Annotated in this window: 15 protein-coding genes; all 15 read left to right on the top strand. The window is 35.8% G+C overall.

The window, feature by feature from the left end:
- The first annotated feature begins 74 nt into the window (after positions 1–74).
- The 15 genes from pgsA (at position 75) to purH (ending at position 15739) form a co-directional block, all read left to right on the top strand.
- Positions 75–611: a CDP-diacylglycerol--glycerol-3-phosphate 3-phosphatidyltransferase gene (gene pgsA / locus OTK00_RS05485; protein ID WP_045169386.1), complete on the top strand. Its 537-nt coding sequence runs from the start codon at positions 75–77 to the stop codon at positions 609–611.
- Between the two features lie 45 nt (positions 612–656).
- On the top strand, positions 657–1019 hold the full coding sequence (locus OTK00_RS05490; RefSeq protein ID WP_045169387.1) for a phage holin family protein: 363 nt from the start codon (positions 657–659) through the stop codon (positions 1017–1019).
- Between the two features lie 26 nt (positions 1020–1045).
- The gene (locus tag OTK00_RS05495) at positions 1046–2023 is read left to right on the top strand and encodes an AIR synthase family protein (protein WP_045169388.1); all 978 of its coding nucleotides are present in this window, start codon (positions 1046–1048) and stop codon (positions 2021–2023) included.
- 18 nt (positions 2024–2041) lie between these two features.
- Positions 2042–2713, top strand: coding sequence for a response regulator transcription factor (locus OTK00_RS05500; protein ID WP_045169389.1), 672 nt, complete (start codon positions 2042–2044; stop codon positions 2711–2713).
- A 28-nt stretch (positions 2714–2741) separates the two neighbouring features.
- The gene (locus tag OTK00_RS05505; RefSeq protein WP_045169390.1) at positions 2742–4145 is read left to right on the top strand and encodes a sensor histidine kinase; all 1404 of its coding nucleotides are present in this window, start codon (positions 2742–2744) and stop codon (positions 4143–4145) included.
- 92 nt (positions 4146–4237) lie between these two features.
- The gene (locus OTK00_RS05510) at positions 4238–5461 is read left to right on the top strand and encodes a S1C family serine protease (RefSeq protein ID WP_045169391.1); all 1224 of its coding nucleotides are present in this window, start codon (positions 4238–4240) and stop codon (positions 5459–5461) included.
- A 237-nt stretch (positions 5462–5698) separates the two neighbouring features.
- The gene (locus OTK00_RS05515; RefSeq protein ID WP_045169392.1) at positions 5699–7087 is read left to right on the top strand and encodes an NCS2 family permease; all 1389 of its coding nucleotides are present in this window, start codon (positions 5699–5701) and stop codon (positions 7085–7087) included.
- A gap of 130 nt (positions 7088–7217) precedes the next feature.
- Positions 7218–7928, top strand: a complete 711-nt coding sequence (gene purC / locus OTK00_RS05520; RefSeq protein WP_045169393.1) for a phosphoribosylaminoimidazolesuccinocarboxamide synthase — start codon at positions 7218–7220, stop codon at positions 7926–7928.
- A gap of 39 nt (positions 7929–7967) precedes the next feature.
- Complete coding sequence (gene purS / locus OTK00_RS05525; RefSeq protein ID WP_045169394.1) at positions 7968–8216, top strand: phosphoribosylformylglycinamidine synthase subunit PurS; 249 nt, start codon at positions 7968–7970, stop codon at positions 8214–8216.
- Positions 8217–8219: 3 nt separating this feature from the next.
- Complete coding sequence (gene purQ / locus OTK00_RS05530; protein ID WP_045169395.1) at positions 8220–8915, top strand: phosphoribosylformylglycinamidine synthase subunit PurQ; 696 nt, start codon at positions 8220–8222, stop codon at positions 8913–8915.
- Positions 8916–8921: 6 nt separating this feature from the next.
- On the top strand, positions 8922–11114 hold the full coding sequence (purL, locus tag OTK00_RS05535) for a phosphoribosylformylglycinamidine synthase subunit PurL (protein WP_082054625.1): 2193 nt from the start codon (positions 8922–8924) through the stop codon (positions 11112–11114).
- Entirely contained in the window at positions 11096–12520 is a 1425-nt protein-coding gene (gene purF / locus OTK00_RS05540; RefSeq protein ID WP_045169396.1) for an amidophosphoribosyltransferase, read from the top strand. Before purL ends, purF begins: the two co-directional genes overlap by 19 nt.
- Positions 12521–12522: 2 nt before the next feature.
- Positions 12523–13548 carry a phosphoribosylformylglycinamidine cyclo-ligase gene (purM, locus tag OTK00_RS05545; protein ID WP_045169397.1) on the top strand — a complete coding sequence of 342 codons (1026 nt, stop codon included), beginning with the start codon at positions 12523–12525 and terminating at the stop codon, positions 13546–13548.
- Positions 13545–14201 (top strand): phosphoribosylglycinamide formyltransferase, encoded by a 657-nt coding sequence (gene purN / locus OTK00_RS05550; RefSeq protein ID WP_045169398.1) that lies wholly within the window; start codon positions 13545–13547, stop codon positions 14199–14201. The genes purM and purN overlap by 4 nt, the downstream gene beginning before the upstream one ends.
- On the top strand, positions 14198–15739 hold the full coding sequence (gene purH, locus OTK00_RS05555) for a bifunctional phosphoribosylaminoimidazolecarboxamide formyltransferase/IMP cyclohydrolase (RefSeq protein ID WP_045169399.1): 1542 nt from the start codon (positions 14198–14200) through the stop codon (positions 15737–15739). The genes purN and purH overlap by 4 nt, the downstream gene beginning before the upstream one ends.
- The last annotated feature ends 16 nt before the right edge of the window (positions 15740–15755 follow it).

The following is a 15755-nucleotide window of genomic DNA, read 5'->3' on the forward strand; positions in this document are numbered from 1 at the left end:
TTTGATATGGATATTCACATGAAAATGTGATAAAATCTTAAAAAGTGACAAAAGAAAAAAAAGAGGTGTATTGATTGAATTTTCCTAATTCACTTACCATTTTGAGATTTTTATTAATTCCGCTCTTTGTGTTAGCTTTTTTTTCAAACATTAAATACAAATACATGATTGCAATAGGGATCTTTTTACTTTCAGGCTTGACTGATATTCTGGATGGTTTTATTGCACGCCGTTATAATATGGTTACAAAATTTGGTAAACTTTTTGACCCTCTGGCAGACAAATTAATGATACTTACTGTTCTGTGGTGTTTTGTTTATAAAAACTACATTCCATCTATTATCTTTTACATTGTCCTGGTTAAAGAACTTTTTATGATTTTAGGCTCAGCTATTTTGTATGGGCGGATAAAGATAGTGGTATCGGCTAATATATATGGGAAGATTGCTACTTTTTTGTTTTATGTTGCTATAATATCTATTCTTTTAAAAATAAAAATCTCGATATATATTTTAATGATGGCAGTGATATTTGCAATATTTGCATTTGTAGTATATAGTATGAAATATTTAAGTGAATATAAAAAACTGAGGAGCACCTCCAATGAATAAGAAGTATTTAAATGAGAAAAGATAGAAATAGGAGGTGCTTTTGTTATGAGTGAAAAGACAGAAGAAAGAAAATATGCAAGCTGGCTTGGCATTATTGTAAGATTTGTGGTAGCTTCTTTTATGATGCTTTTGATGCAAATAATCTATCCAAACTTCGTTTTTAGCAACTGGATGATAGGAATAGCTTTAATTGCTGCAATATCTGTGATAACATATATAATTGAAAGAATTACTACTCTTTATCGAACACCAATTGGCAGAGGAATTATTGCTTTTTTAGTAACATTTGGAGTGCTGTACTTTGCTAATATGTCAGTTCCAGGGATAAAAGTGCCTTTTGTTGCTAATTTGATAACTTCATTTGTTGTTGGGATGTTTGATATTTTCCTACCGGACAGAGTGTTTTGATTTTTTTGCTAAAGGGGGTCTTTTATTTGGAAATAGGAAAAATACCTATTGAGATATTGAATAAACATGTATTTGAGTCAAAAATAACAAGAGACGATGTTTTACTTGGTCCAGATATCGGAGAAGATTCAGCGGCTGTAGATATAAAAGGCGATATTGCTGTTATCACTACAGATCCAATTACAGCAACAAGCTATATGGCTGGTTATCTTTCAGTGGTTGTTGTTTGCAATGATTTAGCTGCAGCAGGTGCCGAGCCTGTGGGAGTGCTTTCTACCATTCTCATGCCGCCAGAAAGTACTCAGGATGAGTTTGTTCAAATCTTACGGGAGATAAAAGAAGCATGTAGAAGATTCAATGTACAGCTATTGGGTGGGCACAGTGAAGTATCGCCTGTTGTTACCAAACCTTTAATTGTTTCAACAGGCTTTGGCAGGGTGCAGAAGGATTTGCTTATCTCAACTAAAGGCGCAAAAGCAGGTGATAAAATTATCATTACAAAAACGCTGGGGATAGAAGGGACATTAATACTTTACAATAAAGAAAAAGAAAAACTCAGGGAAGTTTTAACTCCTCAAGAAATAACAGAAATAGAAGATTATATAAACAGACTGAGTGTAATAGAAGAAGGGTTGATTGCAAGAAAGTATGCAACTTCTATGCACGACATTACCGAAGGAGGGCTTTTTGGAGCGATCTATGAGGTCTGTAAGGCTTCAAAAAAGGGCGCAAAAATCTATGAGGACAAAATTGTCTTGAGCAGCAGTGTTAAAAAAGTTTCTTCCTTTTTCAATTTAGACTTGTATAGACTTATTTCAAGTGGAAGTATGTTGATTACCACGAATAAAGAGGATATTCTAATTTCTGAACTTAAAGGAAAAGGGATTGAATGCTGTATTATTGGAGAAATTGTTGAAGACCCAAAAATAGAGTTTGTAAGTTCAAATGGTAAAAGTATTCTTATAGATAACTTTCCAGTTGATGAAATTTACAAAGTTGTTTAAGAAGGGGTAGAGAAAAGGATGAAAATACTTGTCATTGATGATGATATAAAAATTTGTGAGGTAATAAAATTATATTTGGAAAAAGAAGGTTTTGATATAATAATGGCTCATAATGGTACTGATGGTATAAATATGTTCAAACAAGAAATGCCTGATTTAGTAATACTTGACATAATGCTGCCTAAGAAAGATGGGTATGAAGTGTGTAGAGAAATCAGAAAAATTAGCAACATTCCAATTATAATGCTCACAGCAAAAGGAGAGACATTTGATAAAGTGCTGGGGTTGGAGCTTGGAGCAGATGATTATATTGTCAAGCCATTTGACCCCAAAGAGCTTATTGCAAGAATAAAGGCTGTGCTCAGAAGAACCCAGGGTGAGGTAAACGACGAAAAGGTGGTGGTCTATCCCAATCTTACTATCAATTTGACTACATATGAGGTGAAACTTGAGGACAGGGTTATAGAAATGCCTCCTAAGGAGATAGAGCTTCTATATTTTTTAGCTTCTCACCCAAATAAAGTATTTACGCGTGAGCAACTTCTTGACAATATTTGGGGATACAACTTTATGGGCGATACCAGAACAGTTGACGTTCATATAAAGAGAATAAGGGAAAAGATAGAAAAGGACAAATATCCTTGGCGTATTAAAACCGTTTGGGGTGTGGGTTATAAGTTTGAGATTTAAATTCATTTTCTCAGGGATGTGAAAAAAATTGAAATCAATATATTTCAGGTTTGTTATTATATACACAATCATAATTGTTATGGGCTTTTTAATCTTTGGCACCATACTTAACAATCTTACCGAGAATTATTTTATTTCTCAAAAGCAGACTCAGCTTGTTCGTGAAGCAGAAAAAATTGCAACAGGTCTTGCCTTGTGGTATATTACAGGTTTTTTAGAAAAGGACAGGCTCAGGTTTGAAATAAACTTTTTACGGGATTACTTAAATGCGTCAATATTGATGATAAATAGAAATGCAAATATTGTTCTGACATCTGATGATCAGGTATTTTTAAATGTTTCCATTCTTCAAAAAATTAGAGATAAAGTTTTTAGTGGTAGTATCTCTGTGGAAAAGATTCTGGTAGGAAATATTGTAAAAAAGGAGTATCTCGTAATTGGATACCCTGTTGTAATAAACAATCAAGTGGTTTCTGGGCTTTTGCTGGTCACCTCTACAGATGATATTCGCAAAGCCCTCAGGATGTACAATAGGATAATATGGATTATTACATTGTTTGAGGTTATACTGGTCCTTATTATAACGTATGCTCTTACCAAGAGAATTATCACCCCGATAAAGAAACTTGCAAGTATCTCCAGAAAGATTGCTGAGGGAGATTTTTCAGAAAAGCCTCCTGTACCACTTAATGGTAATGACGAGATTGCGGAGCTTATAGCTTCTTTTAATTACATGACAGAAAAGTTAGAAAACTTGGAGATGATGAGAAAAAGTTTTATATCAAATGTTTCACATGAGCTCCGGTCTCCACTTACCTCTATAAGAGGGTTTATTGAGGGGATACTTGACAGAACAATACCTGATGACAGGAGAGATTTCTATTTAAATCTGGTAAGAGAAGAAGTCATCAAGCTTAACAACTTAATAAATCAGCTATTAGAATTGTCAAGGCTTGAATGGGGAAAGATAAATTTAAACATGACTGCATTTAAGATTTATTCTGTTGTGGCGGAAGAGTTAATCAAATTTGAACAGAGAATTGAAGAAAAAAACATAGAAGTATTTCTGGAAGTGGATGAAAACCTTGTTGTAAAAGCAGATAAAGATTTAATCAGTAGAGTAGTTCATAATCTGTTGGACAATGCAATAAAGTATAACAAGGTGGGGGGAAAGATATTTATATACTCAGAAGTGGACAATAATAAAGCATATATTACAATTGAAGACACTGGTATTGGCATTCCCGAAAAGCTTCAGAAGCTAATATGGGAAAGATTTTACAAGGTGGATGAATCTCGTAGCCTTGAAAAAGGTGTAGGGCTGGGACTTTCTATTGTGAAAGAAATTATAAAGCTCCACAAACAAAACATATGGGTTGAGAGCCAGGAAGGTGTGGGTACAAAATTTACTTTTACCCTTGATTTAAAATAATTTTTATCATTTGTTAACAGTTCGTTAATAATTTTTTCAAAAACAAGAGGTAAAATTATAATTGAAAATAAAGCATAAGAGGTGAGGATGAGATGTCTGATAAATTTGATTTTGAAACTCCAAACTTTCAGCCATCATACAGCCCTATTAACTTTGAAATTCCCAAGACCATAAGGAAGAAGAAATCTATAAAAGAGTATCTATTTGCAGGTTTTATAGGAGGTTTGATTGGTGCACTTTTGGTTTCAATTATATTTATGGGATATTTTGGAACAAGCTTATCAAATTTCAAAAGTGATGTAAACTCAGTTATAAGCGGTCTTAACTTAGAAGGTTCAAATAACTCAGCACCTGTCACCAAAACAGTGATTTTAAATTCAGGTAGCAGTTCATTTGTCACAGATGTTGCCAAAAAAGTTGGTCCAGCTGTAGTTGGAATCAAAAACAAAGGCACTGTTTACAACTGGTGGACAGATGAAAAACAAGAGATTACAATTGGTGAAGGTTCGGGCGTTATTATCAGCAAGGATGGCTATATTGTCACAAATAACCATGTTGTATCAGGTGCAAAGAACATTTCGGTTATTCTCTCGGGTGAAAAAGAAGTGCCGGCAACAATTATTGGAACAGATGCACTCAGTGACATTGCAGTCGTAAAGATTGACCCAAAATATGTCAAAGCTGTTGCACCACTCGGAGACTCTTCAAAAGTTCAGGTAGGTGAGTTTGTTGTTGCGATAGGAAATCCTCTGGGTCAGGAGTTTGCTGGTACTGTTACATTTGGTGTTGTAAGTGCAGTGAACAGGAAACTTGATATGGGGAACGGTGTCCAAATACCATTGATACAAACCGATGCAGCAATAAATCCGGGAAATAGTGGTGGAGCACTTGTAAATAGTAGTGGGCAGGTAATAGGAATAAATACTGCCAAGATATCTCAAACAGGTGTTGAAGGAATGGGATTTGCTATACCCATCAACTATGTAAAGCCAATTGTTAATGACTTGATTAAATACAAAAAAGTTTTAAGACCTACAATAGGAATTTCTGTTATGGAGTATTATGACAGAAGCGGAAATGTTATGGGTTTGTATATCTCAAAAGTGTATTCGGGGACAGGTGCAGCAAAAGCAGGTCTTAAAGAAGGAGATGTAATTTTGCAGATAGATGGTAAAAAAGTAACCACATTTTCTGATATTCAATCCATCCTCTCTACTCATAAAATTGGAGATGTAATCACTATTAGAGTATTACGGGATGGTCAAACTAAGGATTTCAAAGTAACACTTGGAACACCGGTAAATACAAATGATTAGGCAAATATTTAGAATTGCAATCAAAAAAAACTTATCAGAAAAGAGACCTTCGTTTGAATCAGGACGGAAGGTCTCTTTTTTTGTATATAATTATTTCGAATATTATAAGCTGCTTTTCTAAATTTGTTCACAATTAATTATTGACATACAGGCAATTACTTTGATAATATGTATCTGTAATATCCAAACATTCGGATTTACAATAAAAAAAATGTTCGAGGAAAGGTGGTATGATTTGTGTTAGAAAATCTTTTTAAACTCAGAGAGAGAAATACTGATGTGAAGACAGAAGTCATAGCAGGTTTTACTACATTTATAACAATGGCTTATATAATATTTGTTAATCCTTCAATTTTAAGTGCTACAGGACTTGACAAGCATGCTGTATTTTTTGCAACATGTATCGGTGCTGCTGTGGGTACACTTATAATGGCACTCTATGCAAATCTTCCGTTTGCTCTGGCGCCGGGAATGGGACTTAATGCATTTTTTACATATACTGTGTGCCTTCAGATGAAATACACTCCTCAGCAGGCACTTGCTGCAGTCTTTATATCAGGTATTATATTTGTTATTATTACTGCTGTGGGTCTTCGTCAGGCAATAGTAAGATCAATTCCCCAGGCTCTAAAACATGCAATGACAGCAGGTATAGGACTTTTTATTTCTTTTATAGGTTTTATCAATAGTGGAATAGTGGTTGTTGACACAGGTTCCAAACTACCAAGATTTGGTGATTTTACTTCTGCATTCAAGCCTCTTACAAATAATCCTGATGTAAATAATGTTATTATAGCTTCCCGGGGTGCTTTACTTGCTGCAGTTGGACTTTTGATAATTGGTATTTTGATTGCCAGGAGAGTAAAAGGTGCTATTATAATTGGAATTATAATTACTACAATAATAAGCTTTCCTCTGAAGATTGTTGACCTTTCGAAGTTTAAATTCAGTTCAGAATCCTTTAAAGTTTCAGCTTTCAACTTTGATTTTGCAGGATTGTTTTCTGCTCATAGCCAGGGTGGAGGAATTGGAGCTGTACTTTTGAGTCTGTTTGCAATAATCTTGACATTCACATTAATTGACATGTTTGACAGTATTGGTACATTTGTTGGACTTGCCGATAAAGCAGGAATGCTTGATGAAAAAGGCGATATACCTAATATGGACAGGGCTTTAATGTCAGATGCAATAGCTACAATTGTTGGGGCTGTGTTTGGAACATCTACTGTCACAACCTATATTGAAAGTGCTGCAGGTATAGAAGAAGGTGGGAGGACCGGTCTTACTTCACTTGTAACTGGAATACTCTTTATCCTTGCACTTATTATTGCACCATTTATCGGGCTTGTTCCTTCACAGGCAACAGCTCCGGCACTTATTGCTGTAGGTGTTATGATGATTAGCTCAATAAAGAAGATTGATTTTAATGATTTTGAAGAAGCTCTACCAGCATTCTTGACAATAGTGATAATGCCATTCACATACAGCATTGCGAATGGTATTTCAGCTGGTATTATATTCTACGTTCTGGTTAAACTTTTAAGAGGGAAAGCAAAAGAGGTGCACCCAATTACTTATGTACTTGCTATTCTGTTTATATTAAGATTTATGATTATTGCTCATTAGAAAATATAAAGGGGAGCAAAGATGATGCTCCCCTTTTAAAACTCAAATGTTTGAATAATTATACGGTTTTAAATATCGAAAATAGGTCTTTTTTACCTATGTTAATAAGACTTCGGGAGGTTTTATAATTATGAATTATCAAATAAAGAAACTGCTGTATGAGGGAAAAGCGAAAAAGATTTATGAGACAGACAATCCAGATATTGTTATAGTCGAGTATAAGGATGATGCAACTGCATTTGATGGTACAAAAAAAGGGATAATTAAGGAAAAGGGAATAATCAATAATAGAGTTTCAAATCACTTTTTTAAACTTTTAGAATCAAAAGGTATTCCAACACACTTTGTTGAAGAGATTGATGAGAGGAAGACAGCCGTAAAGAAAGTAGAGATAATACCTGTTGAGGTTATAGTAAGAAATATTGCTGCAGGTTCGCTTTGCAATCGTCTTGGACTTGAGGAAGGAGTAGTATTAAAAAGGCCAGTTTTGGAGTTTTGCTACAAAAATGATGCACTTCATGACCCCCAGATAAATCAGTATCACATCTTAGCGTTGAGACTTGCCACAGAAGAGGAAGTTGATAGAATTACAGAATATTCATTTAAAGTTAATCAAGTTTTGAGGGAATATCTCAAAGAAGTAAATATTGACCTGGTTGACTTTAAACTTGAATTTGGAAGGTATAAAGGCGAAATAATTTTGGCTGATGAGATTTCACCTGATACATGTAGATTCTGGGACATGAATACAAAGGAGAAATTGGATAAAGACAGGTTCAGAAGAGACCTTGGAAATATTGAGGAGGCTTATAAAGAAGTTTTAAGGCGACTGGGATTATAATAAAGAATTATTTATTTAAGAAAGGAGAGGCAATAAAAAGTGCTCAAAGCAGAAATTTTTGTATATTTAAAAAAATCCATATCAGACCCACCGGGAATTGCTGTTTTAAACTCTTTAAAAAGTTTGGGTTTTGAAAATGTTGAAAAGGTAAGGATGGGCAAATATATTGTTGTGTATTTAAATGAAAGTGACATTGAAAAAGCAAAAGAAGAGGTAAAGCTCATGTGCGAAAAGTTGCTTTGCAACCCTGTGATGGAAGAGTATAAGTTTAACATTTCGGAGGAATAGACAATGAAGTTTGGTGTGGTTGTTTTTCCGGGATCAAATTGTGATAGCGACTGCTATCATGTTATCAAAGATGTAGTAAATGAACATGTTGAATATATATGGCATGATTATAATGAAAAGTTGGATTTTGACTGTATAATCTTGCCTGGTGGTTTTTCATATGGAGATTATTTAAGAGCAGGAGCGATAGCAAGGTTTTCTAAAGTTATGCCGAGAATAGAGGAATTTGCTCAAAACGGAGGACTTGTTATAGGTATTTGCAATGGATTTCAGATTTTAACAGAAAGTCATCTTCTGCCAGGAGCTTTAATTAGAAATAAAAATTTGAAATTTATTTGTTCTGATCAGTATGTTAAAGTAGTTAGCAACAAAACGCCATTTACCAATCTTTATAAAGAAAATGAAATAATCAATCTGCCGATTGCTCATGGTGAAGGAAATTATGTGGTGGACGATGATACTTTGCATGAAATGATAAAGAATCAACAGATAATCTTACAATACTGTAACAGAGAAGGCAATGTAAGTGAAGATACAAACCCGAATGGTTCAATTTTGAACATTGCAGGAATTTGCAATAAAGAAAAGAATGTATTTGGACTCATGCCACATCCAGAGAGAAGCAGTGAAAAGCTCTTGGGTTGTGAGGATGGGAAAAGAGTATTTTTGAGTATAATTAATTATTTGAGGTCGAGGTGAGATGTTTTGAAAAAAAACCTATACGAAGAGGTTGGACTGACATATGAAGAATATAAGATGATTATAGATATTTTGGGAAGGGAACCAAATGAATTGGAACTCAATCTTTTTGGTGTTATGTGGTCTGAACACTGCGGATACAAAAATTCAAAGGCGCTTTTAAAACATCTTCCCACAAAAGGTGATCATATCTTACAGGGACCTGGTGAAAACGCTGGTATTGTTGACATTGGTGATGGATATGCAGTGTGCTTTAAGGTAGAAAGCCACAACCATCCTTCAGCAGTAGAACCATACGAAGGAGCAGCAACCGGTGTTGGTGGTATAATTCGCGATATATTTACAATGGGTGCAAGACCAATTGCACTTTTGGACTCACTAAAGTTTGGCAAGCTTGAAGATAGCAGAACAAAGTATCTTTTTGAAGGGGTTGTTTCAGGCATTTCAGGTTATGGTAACTGTGTGGGTATTCCAACAGTTGGTGGAGAGACTACATTTGACCCAATTTACAAAAACAACATTCTTGTGAATGTCATGTGTGTAGGAATTATGAAAAAAGACAGAATCTTCAAAGGTGTTGCACAAGGCGTTGGCAATTCTGTCTTTTATGTTGGACATACAACAGGTAGAGATGGTATGGGCGGCGCCACATTTGCCTCAACCGACCTTACTCAGGAGTCAGAAGAAAAAAGGTCTGCTGTGCAGGTTGGAGACCCGTTTATGGAAAAGCTTTTGCTGGAGGCATGCTTAGAGCTTTTTCAAACAGATGCTGTTGTTGGAATACAGGACATGGGCGCAGCAGGTTTGACTTCATCTACGTGTGAGACAGCCGCAAGAGCAGGGACAGGCATTGAAATAGATGTAGCGCTTGTTCCTAAAAGAGAAGAGGGAATGAATCCGATTGAGGTTATGCTTTCTGAGTCACAGGAAAGGATGCTTGTTATTGTAAAAAAGGAAAGGGAAGAAGAGGTTTACAAGATATTTGAAAAGTGGGGACTTCATGCTGTTAAGATAGGAAGAGTGACAGATGATGGTATGCTGAGAGTTCTTGACAGTGGCAAGGTTGTTGCAGAGGTTCCTGCAAAAGCACTTGCACATGCTCCGGCTTATGTAAGAGAAACAAAGGAGCCGGAAATTGTAAAATTATCCCGGGAGTTTGATATCTATTCAATTCCTCAACCTCAGGATTTGAATGAAGCAATTTTAAAGATGATATCCAATCCAAATCTTGCAAGTAAAGAATACATTTATAAACAGTACGATTACATGGTAAGAACTGATACAGTTATAAGACCAGGGCATGACGCAAGTTTGTTGAGAGTAAAAGGTATTAAAAAAGGAATTGCTATTACAATTGATAGCAACGGTAGGTATTGTTATTTGAACCCTTATGAAGGTGTCCAGCTTGTCTTGGCAGAGAGTTACAGGAATATAGTTGCGGTAGGTGCAAAGCCTCTTGCCATTACCGATGGTTTGAATTTTGGAAATCCACTCTATCCAGAGATTTATTATCAATTTGTAAAAACAATTGAAGGTTTGAGGGATGCATGTGAATATTTTGGAACGCCAGTTACAGGTGGAAATGTATCTTTTTATAACCAATCAGAGGAAGGTGCAATTTATCCAACACCTGTTATTGGAATGGTGGGAGTCATTGAAGATGTTGAAAAGGCTGTTGATATCTCTTTTAAGGACAGTGGAGATGTCATTGCAATAATAGGTGCTACCTCAGATGATATAGGTGCTTCAGAATATTTGAGTTTCTACCACGGAATTGTTTCTGGTAGAGTACCAAAGCTTGATTTGAAAAAACATAAAGACACATGCGATAAGGTCCTTGAATGTATCAATCAGGGTCTATTTAAATCTGTACATGACATCTCAGATGGTGGCTTCATAGTTGCTCTTTTAGAAAGTGCTGTAAGAGGCAAAAAAGGTGCAGAGGTTGAAATAAGTACTTCTTTAAGAGAAGATTTTTACCTTTTCAGTGAAACGCCAGGACGATTTTTGGTGACATTTGATGGAGAAAATCTTTCAAAAATAAAAGAAATTTTAAATGATATTGAATTAGAAATTATTGGCAAGGTGATTGACAGCTTTGAGATGGTTGGACGAATAAATGACAGAAAACTAAAATTAAATTTAGATGAAGTTGAGAGAGTATATCAGGAGGCAATACCATGTGCTTTAAAGAGTTAGAGGAAGCCTTCAAAGACCACTGTGGCATATTTGGTATATACAGCACTGACAAAAAATGTGACAGTGCCAAAATTACCTATTTTGGACTTTATGCCCTCCAGCATAGAGGACAGGAAAGTAGCGGTATTGCTGTAAATGATTCTGGAAGCATCATTTACCATAAAGATAACGGACTTGTCAATGAGGTTTTTAATGAGGTGGTTTTAAATCACCTCAAAGGCCAGTCTGCAATTGGGCATGTCAGGTATTCAACAACCGGAAAAAGTGATAGAGAAAATGCTCAACCACTTGTTGTAAAATACAGGAAAGAGCATATGGCACTTGCTCACAATGGGAATTTAGTAAATGCTCATGCTATCAGAGAAAAACTTGAGCAGGAAGGTGCTATATTTCAAACTACTATTGATTCTGAAGTAATTGCAAACTTGATTTCACGAAACAGAATAAAATCACAAAATATAGAAGAAGCTATACTCAAAACAATGGATGAGATAAAAGGGGCATATTCACTTTTGATCCTCACACCAAATAAACTGATTGCGGTAAGAGATCCGTATGGACTTCGTCCTCTTGTGATGGGAAGAATAAACAACAGTATTTGTTTTGCTTCAGAGACATGTGCTCTGGATACTGTGGGGGCTGAGTATATAAGAGATGTCGAGCCTGGTGAGATAGTTACTGTAACTGCTGATGGAATTAAGAGTATTAAATACAAACAAACTTTTAAACATTTGTGCGTATTTGAGTTTATCTACTTTGCAAGAGCTGATTCATACCTTGATGGTATCAGTGTTTACGAAATCAGAAAAAAACTTGGAAAACAGCTTTGCAGAGAATCTTATGTTGACTGTGATATTGTAATTGGAGTTCCAGACTCAGGGACAACCGCTGCTATTGGGTTTGCAGAAGAGGCTAAAATACCATTCTCAGAGGGGTTTATAAAGAACAGGTATATCGGTAGAACATTTATAAAACCCCAGCAAAGCCAGAGAGAAATAGCTGTCAGGCTAAAACTAAATCCGTTAAAAAGCAATGTAGCCGGGAAGAGGGTTGTGCTCATTGATGACTCAATTGTCAGGGGTACAACATCAAGGAAGATTATAAAGATGCTAAAAGATGCAGGTGCACGTGAGGTGCACTTAAGAATAAGCTCACCACCTGTTCTATTTCCTTGTTATTATGGAATTGATACCCCAGACAGAAATGAATTAATTGCAGCAAACTACACTCCTCAAGAGATTGCCAGGATTCTGGGTGCTGATTCGCTGGAATATCTGAGTTTGGATGGTCTAAATAACGTATTTGACAATAAACTACAAAACTTTTGTACAGCTTGTTTCAGTGGTAAGTATATCACTGAAATACCAGAGAATTTTAATAAATACATTTTTGAAGAGGGTGTTTGAGAATGACCACCTACAGGGATGCGGGTGTTAATATTGAAGAGGGTTATAAAGCAGTAAACCTTATTAAGAACATAGCGAAAGAGACTTTTGATTCAAATGTCATAACTGATATTGGCTCATTTGGAAGTATGTATTTATTGAATATGGACAGCTCAGAGTATATTCTGGTTTCGGGGACAGATGGTGTAGGGACAAAGCTAAAGATTGCTTTTTACATGGACAAGCATGATACAGTTGGAATTGACTGTGTGGCAATGTGTGTAAATGACATCTTGTGTCACGGAGCAAAACCTCTTTTCTTTTTGGACTACCTTGCCTGTGGTAAACTGAGAAGTGAAAAGGTGGCAACTATAGTAAAAGGGGTTGCAGAGGGCTGCAAAATTGCAGGCTGTTCGCTTGTTGGTGGAGAGACGGCTGAAATGCCAGGTTTTTATGAGGATGATGAGTATGATTTAGCGGGGTTTGCGGTAGGTATTGTAAAAAAAGACCTGGCAATCTGTGGTCAGGATGTTGTTCAAGGAGATATTTTAATTGGACTTGCTTCAAGTGGTGTTCACAGCAACGGCTATTCACTTGTGAGAAAGGTCTTTGGAATAGATGAAAATCCCAAAATTCTTACCAGGGTTTATGAAGAGCTGGGTTTGAGCCTTGGTGAAGAGCTTTTGAAGCCGACCAGAATCTATGTAAAGCCAGTTTTAAATGTGTTAGAGAAAGTAAAGGTAAAGGGGATTGCTCATATAACAGGTGGGGGATTTTTCGAAAACATTCCAAGAGCTTTTCCAGAAGGGTTTGTGGCAGTGGTTGAAAAAGGTTCGTGGGATGTTTTGCCAGTATTTAAACTAATTCAGGAGTATGGTAAGGTGGAAGAAAATGAGATGTTCTCCACATTTAATATGGGTATTGGAATGGTTTTGATAGTTTCTAAGGATAATGTTGAAACTGCTATGGAGATTTTAAGTAAAGAAGGTATAAATTCATATGTAATAGGTACAATTGAAAAAGGTGAAGGCGGAGTTGTTATAAAATGAAGAAATTAGCTGTATTTGTTTCGGGGTCGGGTTCTAACCTTTGGGCTATTATTGATGCTATTAAAAACGGTGAGATTTGTGCAACAATATCCTGTGTGATCTCAAATAAAAAGGACGCTTATGCACTTGAGAGAGCAAAACAAAACCAAATAGAAGGGTATTATATCTCCAAAAAGGATTTTCCAAATGAAATTGAATATGAGAAGTATCTTATAAGATTCTTAAAGGACAGGGAAATTGATTTTATCATATTGGCTGGATTTTTGTATATTTTCTCAGAGTATTTTGTAGAGGAATTCAAAAATCGTATTGTAAATATTCATCCATCACTGCTTCCTGCCTTTGGCGGCAAAGGAATGTATGGACTCAATGTCCACAGAAGTGTGATAGAATATGGCATGAAAGTGACAGGTGCCACGGTTCACTTTGTTGATTCTACTACAGACGGTGGACCCATAATATTGCAAAAAGCAATATATGTGAGAGAGGATGACACACCTGAAAGTTTACAAAAGAGAGTTTTAGAAGAGGTGGAGTGGAAGATATACCCTCTTGCGATTAAGCTTCTCTGTGAGGATAAAATAGAAGTCATTGGAAGAAAGGTTATTATTAAAGACAAAGAAATCTTGAAAAAGGTGGGAATTGAGGCATGACCAGAAGAGCTATTATAAGTGTATACAACAAAGATGGTATTGTAGAGTTTGCAAGAGCACTAAAAGATTTTGGCTATGAAATTATCTCAACCGGTGGAACAATGAAGTATCTGAGAGAAAATGGTATTGAGGTAATAAATATAAGTGATATTACAAATTTCCCGGAGATTTTGGATGGAAGAGTTAAGACACTTCACCCAAACATTCATGCAGGAATTCTTGCAATAAAGGACAACCAGGAACATGTAATGACATTAAATGAGCTGAACATATCACCAATTGACATGGTGGTAGTCAATCTCTATCCCTTTAAGGAAACCATTTTTAAAGAAAATGTAACATTTGATGATGTAATTGAAAATATTGACATTGGTGGGCCTACAATGCTTCGCGCTGCAGCTAAAAATTTTAGATATACAACTGTAGTAATAGATCCTGCAGACTATGGGCTTGTAATAGAAGAGATGAAAGAAAAAGGTGATGTTTCTTTTGATACAAGGTTCTATCTTGCAACAAAGGTGTTTGAATATACTGCATATTATGACTCTATGATTTTTAACTATTTCAAATATCTAAGGAATGATAAATCTTTCTCGAATCATTTCACATTTCCACTTGAAAAGATTCAGGAACTCAGGTACGGAGAAAATCCTCATCAGCAAGCAAGCTTTTACAGAATAGTATTGCCATTTATAGAAAAATCTAATATTACAAATGCCCAGCAACTTCATGGTAAGGAACTTTCATTCAACAACATTCTTGATAGTGATAGTGCTATAGAGCTTTTGAAGGAGTTTGATGAGCCAACGTGTGTTGCAATAAAGCATAATAATCCGTGTGCTGTTGCATCAAGTGATAATATCTTTGAGGCGTTCAAGAAAGTAAATAGCAGTGACCCGGTTTCTATATTCGGAGGAATTGTAGCATTTAACAGAAAGGTAGATAGACAAACAGCCGAGGAACTGAAAAAGATTTTCCTTGAGGTGGTTATCGCTCCTGACTTTGATGAAGATGCCCTGGCTTTGCTTTCTTCAAAAAAAGACTTTCGAATACTGAAACTTCCGACTTTAAGCAAAAACGATGTATACTATGATATCAAGTCGGTAAACGGTGGAGTGCTTGTTCAGGAGAGAGACAGGAAATTGCTAAATGAAGATTACCAGGTTGTAACAGAAAGAAAACCTGAAAAAAAGGAATTGGAAGACTTAATATTCGCATGGAAGGTTGTCAAACATGTAAAGTCAAATGCAATAGTTATTGCAAAGGACAAGATGACATTGGGGATAGGTATGGGACAGACGAATAGAATCTGGGCTGTTGAACATGCAATCGCACGTTCACGATTTGATCTGAATGGCTCAGTGCTTGCCTCAGACGCTTTCTTTCCATTTTCTGATAGCGTAGAAGCAGCAGGTAAAGCGGGAATTACAGCTATTATTCAGCCGGGTGGGTCTATCAGAGACAAAGACTCAATTGATGCTGCAAACAAGTATAATATTGCTATGATATTTACAGGTATAAGACACTTTAGGCACTAAAAAGAGGGGAATTGAG

It is taken from the genome of Caldicellulosiruptor morganii, from assembly GCF_026810225.1.
GTDB lineage: Bacteria > Bacillota > Thermoanaerobacteria > Caldicellulosiruptorales > Caldicellulosiruptoraceae > Caldicellulosiruptor > Caldicellulosiruptor morganii.

Bases quoted from the DNA above. Each gene is read 5' to 3' on its own strand.
- OTK00_RS05490 (WP_045169387.1), top strand. From the start codon at position 657: ATGAGTGAAAAGACAGAAGAAAGAAAATATGCAAGCTGGCTTGGCATT.
- purC (WP_045169393.1), top strand. From the start codon at position 7,218: ATGAATTATCAAATAAAGAAACTGCTGTATGAGGGAAAAGCGAAAAAG.
- OTK00_RS05500 (WP_045169389.1), top strand. From the start codon at position 2,042: ATGAAAATACTTGTCATTGATGATGATATAAAAATTTGTGAGGTAATA.
- purH (WP_045169399.1), top strand. From the start codon at position 14,198: ATGACCAGAAGAGCTATTATAAGTGTATACAACAAAGATGGTATTGTA.
- OTK00_RS05510 (WP_045169391.1), top strand. From the start codon at position 4,238: ATGTCTGATAAATTTGATTTTGAAACTCCAAACTTTCAGCCATCATAC.
- purQ (WP_045169395.1), top strand. From the start codon at position 8,220: ATGAAGTTTGGTGTGGTTGTTTTTCCGGGATCAAATTGTGATAGCGAC.
- purM (WP_045169397.1), top strand. From the start codon at position 12,523: ATGACCACCTACAGGGATGCGGGTGTTAATATTGAAGAGGGTTATAAA.
- purN (WP_045169398.1), top strand. From the start codon at position 13,545: ATGAAGAAATTAGCTGTATTTGTTTCGGGGTCGGGTTCTAACCTTTGG.
- purF (WP_045169396.1), top strand. From the start codon at position 11,096: ATGTGCTTTAAAGAGTTAGAGGAAGCCTTCAAAGACCACTGTGGCATA.